At 72.1% G+C, this 16,397-nt stretch carries 12 protein-coding genes, 2 pseudogenes and 1 riboswitch; of the genes and pseudogenes, 12 read left to right on the top strand and 2 right to left on the bottom strand.

Annotated elements, in window-relative coordinates:
- The 5 genes and pseudogenes from ACFW2E_RS22075 to ACFW2E_RS22055 form a co-directional block, all read left to right on the top strand.
- Positions 1–189 (top strand): annotated as a pseudogene (locus ACFW2E_RS22075) (4-hydroxy-3-methylbut-2-en-1-yl diphosphate synthase); the annotation flags it as partial.
- A gap of 28 nt (positions 190–217) precedes the next feature.
- On the top strand, positions 218–2,146 hold the full coding sequence (gene dxs / locus ACFW2E_RS22070; protein ID WP_384468775.1) for a 1-deoxy-D-xylulose-5-phosphate synthase: 1,929 nt from the start codon (positions 218–220) through the stop codon (positions 2,144–2,146).
- A complete protein-coding gene (locus ACFW2E_RS22065) occupies positions 2,143–3,528 on the top strand; it encodes an aspartate aminotransferase family protein (protein WP_384468774.1) in 1,386 nt (461 codons plus the stop codon). The genes dxs and ACFW2E_RS22065 overlap by 4 nt, the downstream gene beginning before the upstream one ends.
- Positions 3,529–3,600: 72 nt before the next feature.
- Entirely contained in the window at positions 3,601–4,248 is a 648-nt protein-coding gene (locus ACFW2E_RS22060; protein ID WP_384468773.1) for a helix-turn-helix domain-containing protein, read from the top strand.
- Complete coding sequence (locus ACFW2E_RS22055) at positions 4,245–4,367, top strand: DUF6126 family protein (protein ID WP_384468772.1); 123 nt, start codon at positions 4,245–4,247, stop codon at positions 4,365–4,367. Before ACFW2E_RS22060 ends, ACFW2E_RS22055 begins: the two co-directional genes overlap by 4 nt.
- Before the next feature lie 23 nt (positions 4,368–4,390).
- On the opposite strand, the gene ACFW2E_RS22050 is transcribed toward ACFW2E_RS22055, so the two are convergent.
- Positions 4,391–5,188 (bottom strand): tyrosine-protein phosphatase, encoded by a 798-nt coding sequence (locus tag ACFW2E_RS22050; protein WP_384468771.1) that lies wholly within the window; start codon positions 5,186–5,188, stop codon positions 4,391–4,393.
- Between the two features lie 172 nt (positions 5,189–5,360).
- Here ACFW2E_RS22050 and ACFW2E_RS22045 point away from each other — a divergent pair, with 172 nt between their 5' ends.
- The 6 genes and pseudogenes from ACFW2E_RS22045 to ACFW2E_RS22020 all read left to right on the top strand — a co-directional run.
- Positions 5,361–7,433 carry an alpha-galactosidase gene (locus ACFW2E_RS22045; RefSeq protein ID WP_384468777.1) on the top strand — a complete coding sequence of 691 codons (2,073 nt, stop codon included), beginning with the start codon at positions 5,361–5,363 and terminating at the stop codon, positions 7,431–7,433.
- Positions 7,434–7,739: 306 nt separating this feature from the next.
- A riboswitch (cyclic di-AMP (ydaO/yuaA leader) is annotated at positions 7,740–7,900 on the top strand.
- A 4-nt stretch (positions 7,901–7,904) separates the two neighbouring features.
- Positions 7,905–8,912: a peptidoglycan DD-metalloendopeptidase family protein gene (locus ACFW2E_RS22040; protein ID WP_384468770.1), complete on the top strand. Its 1,008-nt coding sequence runs from the start codon at positions 7,905–7,907 to the stop codon at positions 8,910–8,912.
- Positions 8,913–9,161: 249 nt separating this feature from the next.
- Positions 9,162–9,947, top strand: a complete 786-nt coding sequence (locus ACFW2E_RS22035; protein WP_384468776.1) for an SGNH/GDSL hydrolase family protein — start codon at positions 9,162–9,164, stop codon at positions 9,945–9,947.
- A 190-nt stretch (positions 9,948–10,137) separates the two neighbouring features.
- The gene (locus tag ACFW2E_RS22030) at positions 10,138–10,968 is read left to right on the top strand and encodes a hypothetical protein (protein ID WP_384468769.1); all 831 of its coding nucleotides are present in this window, start codon (positions 10,138–10,140) and stop codon (positions 10,966–10,968) included.
- A 73-nt stretch (positions 10,969–11,041) separates the two neighbouring features.
- Complete coding sequence (locus ACFW2E_RS22025; RefSeq protein ID WP_384468768.1) at positions 11,042–12,289, top strand: aminotransferase class I/II-fold pyridoxal phosphate-dependent enzyme; 1,248 nt, start codon at positions 11,042–11,044, stop codon at positions 12,287–12,289.
- Positions 12,286–13,380: pseudogene (locus ACFW2E_RS22020) on the top strand (MBL fold metallo-hydrolase); the annotation flags it as partial. The gene ACFW2E_RS22025 and the pseudogene ACFW2E_RS22020, both read left to right, overlap by 4 nt.
- A gap of 350 nt (positions 13,381–13,730) precedes the next feature.
- Here ACFW2E_RS22020 and ftsY read toward each other — a convergent pair.
- Positions 13,731–14,942, bottom strand: a complete 1,212-nt coding sequence (gene ftsY / locus ACFW2E_RS22015) for a signal recognition particle-docking protein FtsY (protein ID WP_384468767.1) — start codon at positions 14,940–14,942, stop codon at positions 13,731–13,733.
- 161 nt (positions 14,943–15,103) lie between these two features.
- Here ftsY and ACFW2E_RS22010 point away from each other — a divergent pair, with 161 nt between their 5' ends.
- Complete coding sequence (locus tag ACFW2E_RS22010; RefSeq protein WP_384468766.1) at positions 15,104–16,075, top strand: LLM class flavin-dependent oxidoreductase; 972 nt, start codon at positions 15,104–15,106, stop codon at positions 16,073–16,075.
- The last annotated feature ends 322 nt before the right edge of the window (positions 16,076–16,397 follow it).

Below are 16,397 nucleotides of genomic sequence, written 5' to 3'. Positions count from 1 at the left end.
GGCCGCGAGGCCTTTGTGGGGGTCCGCTCCGGCAACTGAAAGGGGCAGATCTTCGTCAAGGGCGAGGTCATCAAGACCGTCCCCGAGTCGAAGATCGTGGAGACCCTGATCGAGGAGGCGATGAAGATCGCCGAGCAGATGGAGAAGGACGGCGCCGGGTCCGGAGAGCCCGCCGTCACCGTGAGCTGAACAGCACGGACCGAGAGGGGGCCCGAGCGTGACGATTCTGGAGAGCATCCGGGGACCACGCGACCTGAAGGCGCTGTCCGAGGCGGAACTCGGTGAACTGTCCGAAGAAATACGCGAGTTCCTGGTGCAAGCCGTATCGAGGACCGGCGGCCACCTCGGGCCCAACCTGGGCGTGGTGGAACTGACCGTCGCGCTGCACCGGGTCTTCGAGTCACCGGTCGACCGCATCCTCTGGGACACCGGTCACCAGAGCTATGTGCACAAGCTTCTGACGGGCCGTCAGGACTTTTCCAAGCTGCGCGGCAAGGGGGGCCTGTCCGGTTATCCCTCGCGGGAGGAGTCCGAGCACGACGTCATCGAGAACAGCCACGCCTCCACCGCCCTCGGCTGGGCCGACGGGCTCGCCAAGGCCCGCCAGGTGCAGGGAGAGAAGGGCCATGTCGTCGCGGTCATCGGCGACGGCGCGCTCACCGGAGGCATGGCCTGGGAGGCGCTGAACAACATCGCGGCGGCCAAGGACCGGCCGCTGATCGTCGTCGTCAACGACAACGAGCGATCGTACGCGCCGACCATCGGGGGCCTCGCCAACCACCTCGCCACGCTGCGCACCACCGACGGCTACGAGAAGGTCCTGGCCTGGGGCAAGGACGTGCTGCTGCGGACCCCGGTCGTCGGCAACACCCTGTACGAGTCCCTGCACGGCGCGAAGAAGGGCTTCAAGGACGCCTTCGCCCCGCAGGGCATGTTCGAGGACCTGGGGCTGAAGTACGTCGGCCCCATCGACGGACACGACATCAGAGCCGTGGAGTCCGCGCTGCGGCGCGCGAAGCGCTTCCACGGACCGGTCCTCGTCCACTGCCTCACCGAGAAGGGCCGCGGCTACGAACCCGCCCTGGCCCACGAGGAGGACCACTTCCACACCGTCGGCGTGATGGACCCGCTCACCTGCGAGCCGCTCACGCCGTCCGGCGGCCCGTCCTGGACCTCGGTCTTCGGCGACGAGATCGTCCGCATCGGCGAGGAGCGGGACGACGTCGTGGCGATCACGGCCGCCATGCTGCACCCGGTGGGCCTCGGCAAGTTCGCCGAACGCTTCCCCGACCGGGTGTGGGACGTCGGCATCGCCGAGCAGCACGCGGCCGTGTCGGCGGCGGGGCTCGCGACCGGTGGCCTGCACCCCGTCGTCGCCGTCTACGCCACCTTCCTCAACCGTGCCTTCGACCAGCTCCTGATGGACGTCGCGCTGCACCGCTGCGGGGTGACCTTCGTCCTCGACCGGGCCGGCGTCACCGGTGTCGACGGCGCCTCCCACAACGGTATGTGGGACATGTCCGTGCTCCAGGTCGTCCCCGGGCTCAGGATCGCCGCGCCGCGCGATGCCGACCAGCTGCGGGCCCAGCTGCGCGAGGCGGTCGCCGTGGACGACGCGCCGACCCTTGTCCGCTTCCCGAAGGAGTCGGCCGGCCCGGAGATCCCGGCGGTCGGCCGGGTCGGCGGCCTGGACGTGCTGCGCCGTTCGGCGCGGCCCGAGGTGCTGCTGGTGGCCGTCGGCGTCATGGCGCCGGTGTGTCTCCAGGCGGCCGAGCTGCTGGAGGCGCGCGGTATCGGGTGCACGGTGGTCGACCCCCGCTGGGTCAAGCCCGTCGACCCGGCCCTGCCCGGCCTCGCCGCCGAGCACCGTCTGGTCGCCGTCGTCGAGGACAACAGCCGGGCGTCCGGCGTCGGGGCCGCCGTGGCCCTCGCGCTGGGTGACGCCGATGTCGACGTCCCCGTACGGAGGTTCGGGATCCCCGAGCAGTTCCTCGCGCACGCCAAACGCGGCGAGGTGCTGGCCGACATCGGACTCACGCCGGTCGAGGTCGCCGGACGGATCGGCGCGAGCCTGGCCGTCCGGGACGCCGACGGCCGCGCACCGGAGAAGGCCCGGAAGGCCGAGAAACAGGAGAAGACCGAATGACCACGGAGTTCGACCTCGGCGCGCTCTTGGCCGAGCGCGGAGCCGAGCGCTACGAGCTGCACGGCAGATACCTCAACCACCAGCTGCCGCGCATGCTGCACACCATCGGCTTCGACAAGGTCTACGAGCGCGCCGAGGGCGCCCACTTCTGGGACGCGGACGGCAACGACTACCTGGACATGCTCGCCGGGTTCGGGGTGATGGGCCTCGGCCGTCACCACCCCGTCGTCCGCAAGGCGCTGCACGACGTCCTGGACGCCCAGCTCGCCGACCTCACCCGCTTCGACTGCCAGCCGCTGCCCGGACTGCTGGCCGAGAAGCTGCTCTCGTACAGCCCGCACCTGGACCGGGTGTTCTTCGGCAACAGCGGCACGGAAGCCGTGGAGACCGCGCTGAAGTTCGCCCGGTTCGCCACCGGCAGGCCACGGATCCTCTACTGCGACCACGCCTTCCACGGTCTGACCACCGGCTCGCTGTCGGTCAACGGCGAGAACGGCTTCCGGGACGGATTCGCCCCCCTGCTGCCCGACACGGCCGTACCGCTCGGCGATCTCGACGCCCTGGCGAGGGAGCTGAGGAAGGGCGACGTCGCCGCCCTGATCGTCGAACCGATCCAGGGCAAGGGAGTGCACGAGGCTCCGCCCGGCCATCTGCGCGCCGCCCAGGAACTGCTGCACCGGCACAAGGCGCTGCTCATCGCCGACGAGGTGCAGACCGGCCTCGGCCGCACCGGGGACTTCTACGCCTACCAGCACGAGAGCGGCGTCGAACCGGACCTGGTGTGCGTGGCCAAGGCGCTCTCCGGCGGCTATGTGCCGGTCGGCGCCACCCTCGGCAAGGACTGGATCTTCAAGAAGGTCTACTCGTCCATGGACCGGGTGCTGGTGCACTCGGCGAGCTTCGGCTCCAACGCGCAGGCGATGGCAGCGGGCCTGGCCGTGCTGTCGGTCATGGAGAACGAGCGGACCGTCGCGAACGCGCGCACCACGGGGGAGCAGCTGAAGTCCCGGCTGGCCGCGCTGACCGACAAGTACGAGCTGCTCGCCGACGTCCGCGGCCGGGGCCTGATGATCGGCATCGAGTTCGGGAGGCCCGCCTCGCTGAAGCTGCGCAGCCGCTGGACCATGCTGCAGGCCGCGCGCAAGGGCCTGTTCGCGCAGATGGTCGTCGTACCGCTGTTGCAGCGGCACCGGATCCTCACCCAGGTCTCCGGCGACCATCTGGAGGTGATCAAGCTGATCCCGCCGCTGGTCATCGGCGAGCCCGAGGTGGACCGCTTCGTGAACGCCTTCACCGCCGTGATGGACGACGCGCACAACGGCGGTGGCCTGGTCTGGGACTTCGGCAGGACGCTGATCAAGCAGGCGGTCGCCAACCGGTGATCACCGCTTGGAAGGTTTGCCTCTGAGGCAAGAAATTTGCCGTGGAGGCAAATCCTCCGGCTCAATGGAGGCATGAGCCCCTCCGAAGCCGAGCACCTCGGCGGCCACGGGCCCGAGCCGTCGGCCGTTCCCGCCGGCGACCTTCCGGCCGTGGCGCCCCAGCTCCGTTCACTGCGCCGCCGCGCCGGTCTCACCCTCGAGGCAGCGGCCCGCGCCGCGGGCCTGTCGCCCGCCCACCTCTCCCGCCTGGAGACCGGGCAGCGACAGCCCTCGCTGCCGATGCTGCTCGCACTCGCCCGTGTCTACGGTACGACGGTCTCGGAACTGCTGGGCGAGACGGTCGCCGACCGGGACGCCATCGTGCGCGCCGCCGACATGGAACCGACCCGCGCGGGCGGCTGGACGTACTGGCAGGCCGGCGCGTCCGGCCGGGGCATGCAGGCCCTGCGCGTCCGCGTGCCGCACGGCTCGCAGGGCGACATCGTGCGCGTGCACCCCGGCGAGGAGTGGCTGTACGTCCTCAAGGGGCGGCTCCGGCTGCGACTCGGGGACACCACGCACCTGCTCGCGCCCGGCGACAGCGCGCACTTCGACTCGCTGACCCCGCACCGCCTCGCCGCCGAGGACCACGACGGGGTCGAGCTCCTGTTCGTCCACACCCTGCTGCAGAGTCCCACGGCCGCACTGTGCCTGGGCCCCATCACCGGAGAGCTGCCATGAGCGACCTGGAGGACAAGTTCCCGCGCGCCCTGTGGGTCCGTCTGATCGTCTACGGCGTCCTCGGCCACGTCCTGGCGGCTTTCATCTACCTGCTGTTCGCGGTCGGCGCCAAGGGATGACCCCCCGGGGGCGGCCGCGGCCGTCAGTCGAGCAGCCGCTCGCGCAGCCGGTCGCGGGTCCGCGGGGTGAGGCCGAGCCCCCGCTCCAGGTAGGTGTCGACGCCGCCCCACGTCTCCTCGATGGTCTCGACGGCCGCCGTCAGGTACTCGGCCCGCGCTTCGAAGAGCGGGCTGAGCAGCTCCATGACCTCGGGGGAGTACGCCGACTGCGCGCTGCCGTTGCGGTGCACCTTGTACCTGCGGTGCTTGGCGTTGGACTCCAGGTAGTCGACGAGGATGGCCTCGCGTTCCACGCCCAGGGCGAGCAGTGTCACGGCTATCGACAGGCCGGCCCGGTCCTTGCCCGCGGCGCAGTGCATCAGGGCGGGCACGCTGTCCTCGGCGAGCGCGTGCAGCACCCGGGAGTGCTCGGCGGTGCGCTCCTTGATGATCTTCCGGTAGGAGGTGATCATCCGGTTCGCCGCCCTGCCGTCCGCAAGGATGCCGCGCAGCTGCTCGATCTCGCCGTCGCGGACCATCTTCCAGAACTCGGCGCCGTCCGCCGGGTCGCTCAGCGGCATGTTCACGTTCCGCACGCCCGGCAGCGCCACGTCGGGGCCCTCCAGCTTCTGGTCGGCCGCGTTGCGGAAGTCGAAGATCGTGTGCAGGTCCAGGGACGCGAGGAACTCCGCGTCCTTCTCGGTCGCGTGTGCGAGGTGGCCGCTGCGGAACAGCACCCCGTAGCGCACCCGCCGGCCGTCCGCCGTGGGCAGTCCGCCCACGTCACGGAAGTTGCGCACACCGGACAGCTCCGGCTCGGTCGACGGGACCTGCTGTGTCACGGGGGCTCCTTGCGGTCGGGCGACGCCGACGCGGCTCGTCGACGGGCGTGCTGTCGACGATACGACATGGGTTTCCTCAGGCAATGAGTTGTCCACAGGCATTGCCCCGGACCCCTCGGGCCCATGATGATGTTGGAGCTTGAGCGGATCTGTTGGCACTTGTGAGGGCCTCATGGTGGACATCGCCGAAAACGGTCGTACGTGGCTCCTGTCCGGACCGACCAGCAGCTACGCGCTGCACCTCACCGAGGCGGACGAACTGCTCCACCTCCACTGGGGACCGGGGATCGAGCTCGCCGACGCCGAGGCGCTCGCCGTGCGCCCGCTGCCCGACTACTGGCCGTTCGAGTCCCCGCTCGACGGCCGCGAGGAGTACCCGGTCGAGGGCGGCCCCCGCTTCGTCCGTCCCGCCCTGTCCGTGCGCACCGAGGAGCGGCGCGGCACCGAGTGGACCTTCGAGGCGTACGAGACCGAGGGCGACGAGCTGCGGCTGCGGTTCCGGGACGCCGGGCTGGCCGTCACGCTGCACTACCGCATGCGCGGCGACGTGGTCGAGCGCTGGGTCACCGTCGGCAACCAGGGGCACGCGCGCGTGGAGCTGCTCCGCGCCGACCCGGCCACCTGGACCCTGCCCGACCGGGCGGGCTGGCGGCTGTCCCAGCTGCACGGCCGCTGGGCCGCCGAGTCCCGGCTGGCGGTCTCCCCCCTCACGTACGGGGAGAAGGTCATCGGCAGCCGCCGCGGCCACACCGGTCACCAGCACCTGCCCTGGGTCGCGCTCGACACGGACGCCACCGAGGAGCGCGGGGAGGTGTACGGCTGCGCGCTCGGCTGGTCGGGATCGTGGCGGATCGCGGTCGCCCAGCTCCCGGACGCGCGCGTGCAGATCACCGGTGGCGCCGGCTACGACGACTCCGGCCTGCTGATGCTGGGCGAGGGGGAGTCGTATACGAGCCCGGTCTTCGCGGGCCTGTGGAGCGACGGCGGCTTCGGCGGCGCGAGCCGCGCCTGGCACGCCTACCAGCGGGCGTACGTCATACCGGACGCGGACCGGGACCGGCCTATACGCGCCTGCTCCGGGGCGGCCACGACCTTCGACATCTCCGAGGAGCAGCAGGCGACGCTCGCCCGCCGGGCGGCGTCGATCGGCGTCGAACTGTTCGTGGTCGACGACGGCTGGTTCGGCACCCGCACCAGCGACCGGGCGGGACTCGGCGACTGGACGCCGAACCCCGACCGCTTCCCGAACGGCCTCAAGCCCCTTGCCGACCATGTGCACGCCCTCGGCATGCAGTTCGGCATCTGGGTCGAGCCCGAGATGGTCAACCCGGACAGCGAGCTGTACCGCGCGCACCCCGACTGGGCGCAGTATCAAATCGGTAGGAAAAGGACAGAACTCCGCAATCAGCTTGTCCTCAACCTGGCCCGCGAGGACGTCCGGGAGTACCTCTGGGAGCAGCTCCACGGCCTGCTCTCCAGTGCCCCCGTCGACTACGTGAAGTGGGACTTCAACCGCTGCTTCACCGACGCGGGCTGGCCCGGGGACGCGTATCCGCAGCGGCTCTGGGTCGACCATGTGCGCGCCCTGTACGCCCTGCTGGACCGGCTGCGTGCCGCGCACCCGGGCGTCGCGTTCGAGTCCTGCTCGGGCGGCGGCGGACGGATCGACCTCGGTGTGACGAGCCGCACGGACCAGGTGTGGACCTCCGACAACACCGATCCGCTCGACCGGCTCGCCATCCAGCACGGCTTCAGTCAGATCCACCCGGCACGGATCATGGCCGCCTGGGTCACCGACAGCCCGAACACGCAGCTCAATGGCAGGGTCAGCTCGCTGCGCTTCCGTTTCGTCAGCGCCATGGCGGGGGTCCTCGGTGTCGGCGGCGACCTCGCGGAGTGGACGGAGGAGGAGCTCGCCGAGGCCCGTGAGTGGGTGGAGCTCTACAAGGGCATCCGCCCGGTCGTGCAGCACGGCGAGCTGTACCGGCTGCGGCCTCCGGACGGCGGGCTGAGCGCGGTCCAGTACGTGCGCGGTGGCGAGGCGGTCGTCCTCGCCTGGCTGCAGGCCCAGCGCTACGGCGAGCCCGTCCCCGCGCTGCGGCTGCGCGGTCTCGACCCGACAGCCTCATATGAATGCCGCGAAACGGGCGAAATCCACCGGGGTGCCGTCCTCCTGCACCACGGCCTGCGCACCGGTCTGCGCGGCGACCTCGACGCGTCGGTCTTCCGGTTCCGTCGCGTCTGAGGGTGCTGTCCGAATTAACCCTTTACGTCAAACTTGCGGGGAAATGGCGAGGCCTGGGATGTGATGCGTGAGGAGCGTCATACCCGTGACCGTCCGTCGTGCGTCATGTTCACGTAATTCGCGCCCCTTTCCCGGGAATTGGCCGGGAAAATCGAAAGGGAATGCACGGAGGGTGACCGGGATTTCCCGTAACGGATCATGTGAAACACGGACACACGGAACCTTCTGCTTGTCCCCCCGCATCCCGCTCGCTTACGTTCGCCACCAATCCGGACGGAACGCCGAATCCTGCCGCCGCCCGGAGCCCGCTCACACTCACCCGTGCAAGGCAGGAAGCGGGGGACCCATCAGGTACCAATGCCTGTTCCGGTCTCCGGGACGGCTCGGGGTGAAGCCGCGCTCCGTGCGCGGCCGGGCAGCTCCAGCCCGAACCCGACAGCTCACCTCGCAGGCGCCGGAGAGGAATTCGCCATGCCCGCGAAGGGAAAGCACCGCCGTCCCAAGCCCCGTCGCCTCACCCGCAGGATCGCCGTCGCCGGTACCGGTGGTGCCGCGCTGGCCCTGCCGCTGATCGGGACCGCCGGTGCCCATGCCGCCACCCCGCAGTCCGGTACCGAAAAGGCCGTCCAGTCGCTGCCGACGGTCGCCACGAAGCCGCTGCCGACGGTCGCCACGAAGCCTCTGAGGGCGAAGGTGAATTCGGGTGCCCGTTCGTACACGGTGAGGTCCGGCGACTACCTTTCGAAGATCGCCGACGAGCAGAACGTGCGCGGCGGCTGGCAGCGGATCTACCGGGACAACCGTGAGGCCGTCGGTGACAACCCGTCGCTGATCCACCCCGGTCTGAAGCTCGCCCTCGGCGGGAAGGCCGCGACGGGCGCCGCCCCCTCGTCCGCGACCCCCTCGCGGTCGTCGTCCTCCGAGCGGTCCTCCTCCGCTCCCACCGCCTCCTCCGTGAAGCCGTCGGCCGTGTCGAACACCGAGTCGGCTTCCCGTGCCGCGTCCGGTTCCGACGCCGCGTCCGCCTCGAACGCGTGGCCCCAGGACGCCCAGGCCGCGGTCGCCTCGACCGGCTACAACCTCCCGGTGTCGGGCGCCACCATCGGCACCCACTACCACGTGGCGGGCAGCATGTGGTCCAGCGGCTACCACACCGGCGTCGACTTCGTCGTCCCGACCGGCACCCCGGTCAAGGCCGTGGGTGCGGGCACGGTCGTCTCCGCGGGCTGGGGCGGGGCGTACGGCAACCAGGTCGTCCTGCGCCTCAACGACGGCTACTACGCGCAGTACGGCCACCTGTCCCGGCTCTCCGTCTCGGCCGGCCAGACCGTGACCCCGGGCCAGCAGCTCGGCCTCTCGGGTGCGACCGGCAACGTGACCGGTCCGCACCTGCACTTCGAGATCCGCACCACGCCGAACTACGGCTCGGACGTGGACCCGGTCGCCTACCTCCGCTCCCACGGCGTGCCCGTCGCCTGACGGTACTCGCCCCCAAGCCGCCGAAGGCCGGACCTCCGATCCCCCGGGTCCGGCCTTCGGTGTGTCCGTCCCGCCCGTGGCGATCACCGCCTCAACGTGGCCTGCCGACGCCGTATTCCCTCGTTGGCAAACTATTTAAGGGTGTCTTATCTCACCGATCGTCAACCCCTTCCTACGATCGCGTAGGTCACATCCGAAGGTGAATCATGGGCCGATGTGACAGACGATTCGAAGAGTGACAACAGATCAGTGATCGGGTCGTACGTGGCGGTGGGGGACAGCTTCACCGAGGGCGTCGGCGACCCCGGCCCCGACGGGGCATACGTCGGCTGGGCCGACCGGTTCGCGGTACTTCTCGCGGACAGGCGGCCCGAGGGCGACTTCAAATACACCAATCTCGCGGTACGCGGGAAGCTCCTCGACCAGATCATGGCCGACCAGCTCCCGCAGGCCGTCGAACTCGCGCCGGACCTGGTGTCCTTCTGCGCGGGCGGCAACGACATCATCCGGCCCGGCACCGACCCGGACGAGGTGGCCGAGCGCTTCGAGCGGGCGGTCGTCCGACTGTCCCAGGTGGCCGGCACGGTCATGGTGACGACCGGGTTCGACACCCGTGGCGTGCCCGTGCTCAAGCACCTGCGCGGCAAGATCGCCACGTACAACGGTCACGTCCGGGCCATCGCCGACCGGTACGGCTGCCCGGTGCTCGACCTCTGGTCCCTCAAGACGGTCCAGGACCGGCGGGCCTGGGACGACGACCGGCTCCACCTCTCACCCGAGGGGCACACGCGCGTGGCGCTGCGGGCCGGCCAGGTGCTCGGCCTGGAGGTGCCCGCCGACCCGGACCAGCCCTGGCCACCGCTCCCGCCCCGCGGCACCCTCGACGTCCGCCGCGACGACGTCCACTGGGCCCGTGAGTACCTGGTCCCGTGGATCGGGCGGCGGCTGCGCGGCGAGTCCTCGGGGGATCATGTGACGGCCAAGGGGGCGCTGTCCCCGGACGACATCAAGATGCGGATCGCCTCGGTGGCCTGAGGGCCGGGATCCGACGACCGCGACGTGGGGGGGGGCGCCCCGCGGGGGGCCCGTCGGTGTCACCCGATAGGCCGGTCACGTTCCCGCGAATGGGGCCCGGCCGCGCGCGGGGCACGGTCCGGCGGGCTGTGATGGCTGCGGAGGCACGACCGTCGTGTTCCCGCAGCCGTCCGTCTGAGGAGCCCGTCCCATGCGACGCACCGCTCGCGCCCTGGCCGCCGCCGTCCTGGCGGCGGGCGCCCTTGGCACAGCCATACCGGCCGCCTCGGCGGACCCCGTGGGCACCACGCCCGTCACCTGCGGTGCGACCGCGGTAACCGCCCCGCCGACCGTCGACGCCTCCTCCCCGGTCGACGGCACATGTCCCGCCGCACCCGGGGCGCAGGGACGGACCGGGAGCGCCGCGCCCTCGATGCCCCGCGCCGACGCCGATGCCGACGGCAGCACGAGCACCGGCGTCGGTCCCGGCACCGCGGTGGGTACGGACCTCGGTCCCGGCACCGCGGCGGGTACGGACCTCGGCCCCGGCACCGCGGTGGGTACGGACCTCGGTCCCGGCACCGCGGCGGGAACGGACCTCGGCCCCGACACCGCCGTCGGCGACACCCGGCCGTGCGCCGGCGCGCAGTCCTGCGGAGAGAGCGAGGACCAGGGACGGGGAAGCGACGGTCAGGGGAAGGAAGCCGAGAGCCAGGGTCAGAAAGCCGAGAGCCAGGGTCAGAAAGGCGAGAGCCAGGGGCAGGGCGGCTACGACCGGGACCAGGGAGGCGACGGTCAAGGATGGGGAGGAGACGGACAGGGGTGGGAATGCGACGCGCCCCGGGGTGCATCCTGTGCCGACGGTCCTGACTGTGCCAAGTCCCCGACAGGCTCCACCTGCGGCCCGGCCGTGATCCAGCGCGGCGTGGATGCTGGAGAGGGCGGCGCCTTCAACGGGTCCGTTCCGGCGCTGGTCACCGGCGGTCTGCTGATCGCCGGCGCGCTCGGTGCCGCCGCGCACCGGCTGGTGACCCGGGGGTGAGTGAGCGAGCCGGGAACGGAGCACGGACCGGACGGGGACAGCACACGGCACCACGGACTGCGCGGAGGCGGACATGCGGCGGACGGACCCCGAAGGCCACGGCCCGGTCCGCTTCGGGCCGCACCTGCCCGACGACGGGCTGCCCGTCCTGCCCGAGCTCTCGGCCGTGCTCTCCGCCGCCGCGGGCCGCCCGGGGGAGGAACCGGTCGGCGGCGGCCCCGCCCTCGTCGAGGCGGCCCGCGGCTACTGGGCACGGCGCGGACTGCCCGCCGACGCACACCCGGTGGCGGCCGGCCCCGGAGCGCCGTCCCTGCTGCTCGCCCTGACCGCCGCGCTCGGCGGTGACGTCCTGGTGCCCCGGCCCTGCGCCGCATGGTGGGCGCCGTACGCGCGGCTGCTGGGCAGGCCCGTCTTCCACGTGCCGACCCAGGCCGAGTCCGGCGGCGTCCCCGACCCGTACGCCCTCCTGGAGACCGTGCGCCGCGTCCGGGCCGAGGGCGGTGACCCACGGCTGCTCGTGCTCTCCGTCGCCGACGACCCGACCGCGACCGTCGCGCCGCCCGAGCTGCTGCACGAGACCGTCGAGGCTGCCGAGGGCGAGGGACTGCACCTGGTCAGCGACGAGACCTGGCGCGACACCGTGCACGACCCCCACGCCACCGTGATCCTCAGCCCCGCCGAGATGCTGCACGAGCGGGTCACCGTCGTCACCGACCTGGCCGGCGCGCTGCTGCCGCCCGGCTGGCCCGCGGCCGTCGCCCGCTTCCCCGCCGCGGGCAGCGGGGAGGCGCTCCACGCGCGCGTGCTCGACGTGCTCACCGCCTTGGGGGCGTGCGTCGCCGGACCGGTCGCGGCCGCCGCCGCGTACGCGCTCGGCGAACCCGAGCCGGTCACCGCGCGCCGCGACACCGCCGTACGCCTGCACGCGCGCGTGGCCGCCGCCGCGCACGCCGTCGTCGTCTCGGCCGGAGCGCTGTCCCGCCCGCCGCAGGCCGGGCGTCACCTGTACGTCGACCTCGGCGAGCTGCGCTCCGCGCTCGGCGCGCGCGACGTCGGCGACGCACAGGAGCTGGAGGACTTCCTCACCGCCCGGCTCGGCATGCCCGCGTCCGGCGGCCACCGGTTCGGCGACGACCTGGGGGCGCTGCGCGTGCGGCTGTCCACCGGGCCCCTGCTGGCCGGTACGGACGAGGAACGAACGGAATGCCTCACCTCACCCGCACCGTTGGAACTGCCACACGTGCAACGCGCGTTGATCTCCTTGAGGTCGGTCTTCGACGATCTCCGCGACGACGCTCAGCGATGGGAGCCTCCTCGATGACGCAGCAGACGCCGCTGTCCGGGTCAGCCACCACGACCACCACGACGACCCGGGAAGCCGACACTTCGCCGCCCCCCGCGCTCCCCGCGGTCCCGGCCGCCCCCCGCCCCTTCGCGCCCCCATTCCCGCCCCTCGCCGACCCCCGTCCGCTGGGCGAACTCCGGTTCTGGCCGCGGACCTTCCACGACCGTCTCACCGCCCCGCTGCCCGGCCTGAAGGCGATCGCCCGCTTCGCCCGCGAGGGCTCCGTACGGCCGGCACCCGAGGGCCTGGCCGACATCCCGCGGCTCCCCTTCGAACCCGGCCCGATGCCCCGCACCGACAACCGCACGGTCGCCGTCACCTGGGCGGGGCACGCCAGTTGGGTGCTGCGCATCGGCGGGCTCACCGTCCTGACCGACCCGGTCTGGTCCCGGCGGATCCTCGGCACCCCGGCCCGCGTCACCCCCGTCGGCGTCGCCTGGAGCGCGCTGCCGCGCGTCGACGCCGTCGTCATCAGCCACAACCACTACGACCACCTGGACGCCCCGACCCTGCGCCGGCTCCCGCGCGACACACCGGTGTTCGTCCCGGCCGGCCTCGGCCCGTGGTTCCGCCGCCGCCGGTTCACCACGGTCACCGAGCTGGACTGGTGGGAGGCGGCCGAACTGTCCGGCGTCCGCTTCGACTTCGTGCCCGCCCACCACTGGTCCAAGCGCACCCTCACCGACACCTGCCACAGTCTGTGGGGCGGCTGGGTGCTCACCGACCGGGACGGACAGCGCGTCTACTTCGCCGGCGACACGGGCTACGGCCACTGGTTCTCCCGCATCGGCCGCCGCTACCCGGGTATCGACCTCGCCCTGCTCCCCATCGGCGCCTACGACCCGCGCTGGTGGCTCAGCGACGTCCACTGCGACCCGGAGGAGGCCGTCCGCGCCGCCCGCGACCTCGGCGCCCGCCGGATGGCCCCCATGCACTGGGGCACGTTCGTCCTCTCCGCCGAGCCGGTCCTGGAGCCGCTCACCCGGGTGCGGGCCGCCTGGGAGAAGGCGGGACTGGACCGGGCGGACCTGTGGGACCTGCCGGTCGGAGGCTCACGGATACTGGACCAGGCCCCGTCGTCGAATCCCCGTCTGCCCCGCGACGCCATGCACGCTCCCCCCAGTTCTTCGAGCGGCGGACTCCCACTCGCGGCACCGGGCCCCGACCCGGGTACATCCAGTACGAAGCCGGGGCCCGGCACCCCGGGAGCACGCTCCCGCGAGCGCTTGCCCTCGCTCGAGCAGGGACCCGCATGACGCCGCAGGGCCGGCCCTCCGGGCGGACGACGGGGATGTGACGACAGGACCCAGCCGCACCCGCACCGTCGAGGCCCGTGACCGTACACGGCGAAGCGCCCGCCCCCAACTGGACCTCGGGGGCGGGCGCTCGTGGACAGCTGACGGATCCGGCAGCTGGTTCAGTCTCCGATAAGGGCGTCAACGCACGCCTCCGGCTCGAACGGTGCCAGGTCGTCGGCCCCCTCGCCGAGGCCGACCAGCTTGACCGGCACGCCCAGCTCGCGCTGGACCGCGACGACGATGCCGCCCTTGGCGGTGCCGTCCAGCTTGGTCAGCACGATGCCGGTGATGTCGACGACCTCTGCGAAGACCCGGGCCTGGACGAGGCCGTTCTGGCCGGTGGTGGCGTCGAGGACGAGCAGCACCTCGTCGAGCGGCGCGTGCTTCTCGACGACGCGCTTGACCTTGCCGAGCTCGTCCATGAGACCGGTCTTGGTGTGCAGCCGGCCGGCGGTGTCGATGAGCACGACGTCGACGCCCATCTCCTTGCCCTCCTTCACCGCGTCGAAGGCGACGGAGGCGGGGTCGCCCGCCTCCGGCCCGCGCACGGTGTAGGCGCCGACCCGCTCGCCCCAGGTCTGCAGCTGGTCGGCGGCGGCGGCCCGGAAGGTGTCGGCGGCACCCAGGACGACGGTGCGTCCGTCGGCCACCAGGACCCGGGCCAGCTTGCCGGTGGTGGTGGTCTTGCCGGTGCCGTTGACGCCGACGACCATCACGATGCCCGGCTTGCGGTCCTCGGGCTCGGTCCTCACGGTACGGTCGACATCGGTGCCGACCAGTTTGAGGAGCTCCTCGCGCAGCAGTCCGCGAAGCTCCGTGGGAGTGCGGGTGCCGAGCACCTTCACGCGCTCGCGCAGGGCATCGACCAGCTCCTGGGTGGGCTGCACACCGACATCGGCGGTGAGCAGCGTGTCCTCGACCTCCTCCCAGGTCTCCTCGTCGAGGTGCTCGCGGGACAGCAGGGTGAGCAGGCCCTTGCCCAGGGCGTTCTGCGAGCGGGAGAGGCGGGCGCGCAGGCGGACCAGGCGTCCCGCCGTGGGCTCCGGGATCTCGATCGCGGGAGCCTCGACCGCTTCGACGGCCGGCGGCTCCTCGACGGCGACGGAGGCCGAGCCGTCGGGGAGATCCACCTCCTCGATCGTCCGGCGCGGTTCGTCGCGCGGCGTCTCGGCCTCTTCGCCGACGTGCGGCTCGGCCGGTGGCGCGGTGATGTCGGGCGCGGCGGGCGGTGGCGGGGGCAGCTGCTTCTTGCGCCGGCTGCCGACGATGAGCCCGCCGAGCACACCGAGCACGACCACGGCGATGACTACAGCAAGGATGACGGTTTCCATAACCCGTCCAGTATCCATCCCTCCCCCGCCACGGCCTTTGCTCCGCCGGATGCGATTTTTTGGAGGTTCCTCCAAGTGGGTGGAGGTGTGGTCATCTGACGCATCGTCAGCTAACCTCCCCCATCGCCGATACCCGAACCGCCCGGTGAAGGGGGCGTCCCATGCCCGTGACGGTCGTTCGTTTCAACCTCGTCGAGCCCGACGCGACCCCAGCCTCGCTCGCCGCCCGCTACCGGGCGGCCGTGGAGATGGCCGCGTACGCCGACGAGCGCGGGATCACCACCGTGCAGACGGAGGAGCACCACGGGGTCGCGAACAACTGGCTGCCCGCGCCGTTCGCCTTCGCGGGCGCGGTGTTCGGGGCGACCCGGAACATCGCGGTCACGGTCTCGGCTGTCATCGGCCCGTTGCACGATCCGCTGCGGCTGGCGGAGGAGATCGCCGTGCTCGATCTGCTGAGCGGCGGCCGGCTGGTCACCGTCGCGGGGATCGGGTACCGGCCCGAGGAGTACGCCCTGTTCGACGTGGACTGGAAGCGGCGCGGAAGGCTCCAGGACGAGCTGCTGGAGACCCTGCTCAAGGCCTGGACCGGGGAGGAGTTCGAGTACCGGGGCCGTACGGTACGGGTCACCCCGCGCCCGTACACCGATCCGCACCCCCTCCTCCTGGTCGGCGGTTCCTCCCGGGCCGCCGCCCGCCGGGCCGCCCGGCTCGGCCTGCCGTTCTTCCCGAGCGCGCACCTGCCGGAGCTGGAGGCGTACTACAAGGAGAAGCTCACCGAGTACGGCACCGAGGGCTGGACGATGATGCCCACGGCCGAGACCCCGCTCCTGCACATCGCCGAGGATCCGGACCGGGCCTGGGCGGAGTACGGGCGGCACTTCCTCCACGAGGCGCGGACGTACGCCTCCTGGCAGTCCGGGGACATCCGCTCGGCGGTGCGGTCGGCGGCCACGACGGTGGACGAGCTGCGCGCGGAGCGCGTGTACCGGATCCTCACCCCCGACGAGTGCGTGACCCAGGGACTGGAAAACCTCGTACTGCACCCACTGGCAGGCGGCATGCCGCTGGAGGAGGGCTGGCGCAGCCTGCGGCTGTTCACGGAGCGGGTGATTCCGGCGCTGCGTGCCTGACCTGCGCGGATACCCGGTGGACCGGCCGGGCGCGCCGGTCCGCCGCCGGGACCATGAACCTCGGAGTGGATCTGGTCGTCGGAGGACCGGACGGGACCGAGGACCCGCCGCGGCTGCTGGAGGAGATACCTGCTGGATACCTGCTGCCGCGTGCCCACCCGGACCTGACCGCCACGACGGCCGGAGCGCATCCGACGGGATCGAGAACTGCCGGACAACATCGAGGCGGCCACCGCGCGCGCCCGGCGGGTCGGCGCGCGCGTCCTCATCCGGTGAGCCGGGCATAGGCAACCGCCGCCCCCGCCCGGGCAGTGGCCGGGCG

This window comes from Streptomyces sp. NPDC058964 (assembly GCF_042741275.1).
Taxonomy (GTDB): domain Bacteria; phylum Actinomycetota; class Actinomycetes; order Streptomycetales; family Streptomycetaceae; genus Streptomyces.
This window is presented reverse-complemented; position numbering and strand designations above follow the sequence as displayed.

Coding starts and splice junctions, on each gene's coding strand:
- ACFW2E_RS22055 (WP_384468772.1), top strand. CDS start 4,245: ATGAGCGACCTGGAGGACAAGTTCCCGCGCGCCCTGTGGGTCCGTCTG.
- ACFW2E_RS22010 (WP_384468766.1), top strand. CDS start 15,104: ATGCCCGTGACGGTCGTTCGTTTCAACCTCGTCGAGCCCGACGCGACC.
- ftsY (WP_384468767.1), bottom strand. CDS start 14,942: ATGGAAACCGTCATCCTTGCTGTAGTCATCGCCGTGGTCGTGCTCGGT.
- ACFW2E_RS22025 (WP_384468768.1), top strand. CDS start 11,042: ATGCGGCGGACGGACCCCGAAGGCCACGGCCCGGTCCGCTTCGGGCCG.
- ACFW2E_RS22060 (WP_384468773.1), top strand. CDS start 3,601: ATGAGCCCCTCCGAAGCCGAGCACCTCGGCGGCCACGGGCCCGAGCCG.
- ACFW2E_RS22030 (WP_384468769.1), top strand. CDS start 10,138: ATGCGACGCACCGCTCGCGCCCTGGCCGCCGCCGTCCTGGCGGCGGGC.
- ACFW2E_RS22045 (WP_384468777.1), top strand. CDS start 5,361: ATGGTGGACATCGCCGAAAACGGTCGTACGTGGCTCCTGTCCGGACCG.
- ACFW2E_RS22065 (WP_384468774.1), top strand. CDS start 2,143: ATGACCACGGAGTTCGACCTCGGCGCGCTCTTGGCCGAGCGCGGAGCC.
- ACFW2E_RS22040 (WP_384468770.1), top strand. CDS start 7,905: ATGCCCGCGAAGGGAAAGCACCGCCGTCCCAAGCCCCGTCGCCTCACC.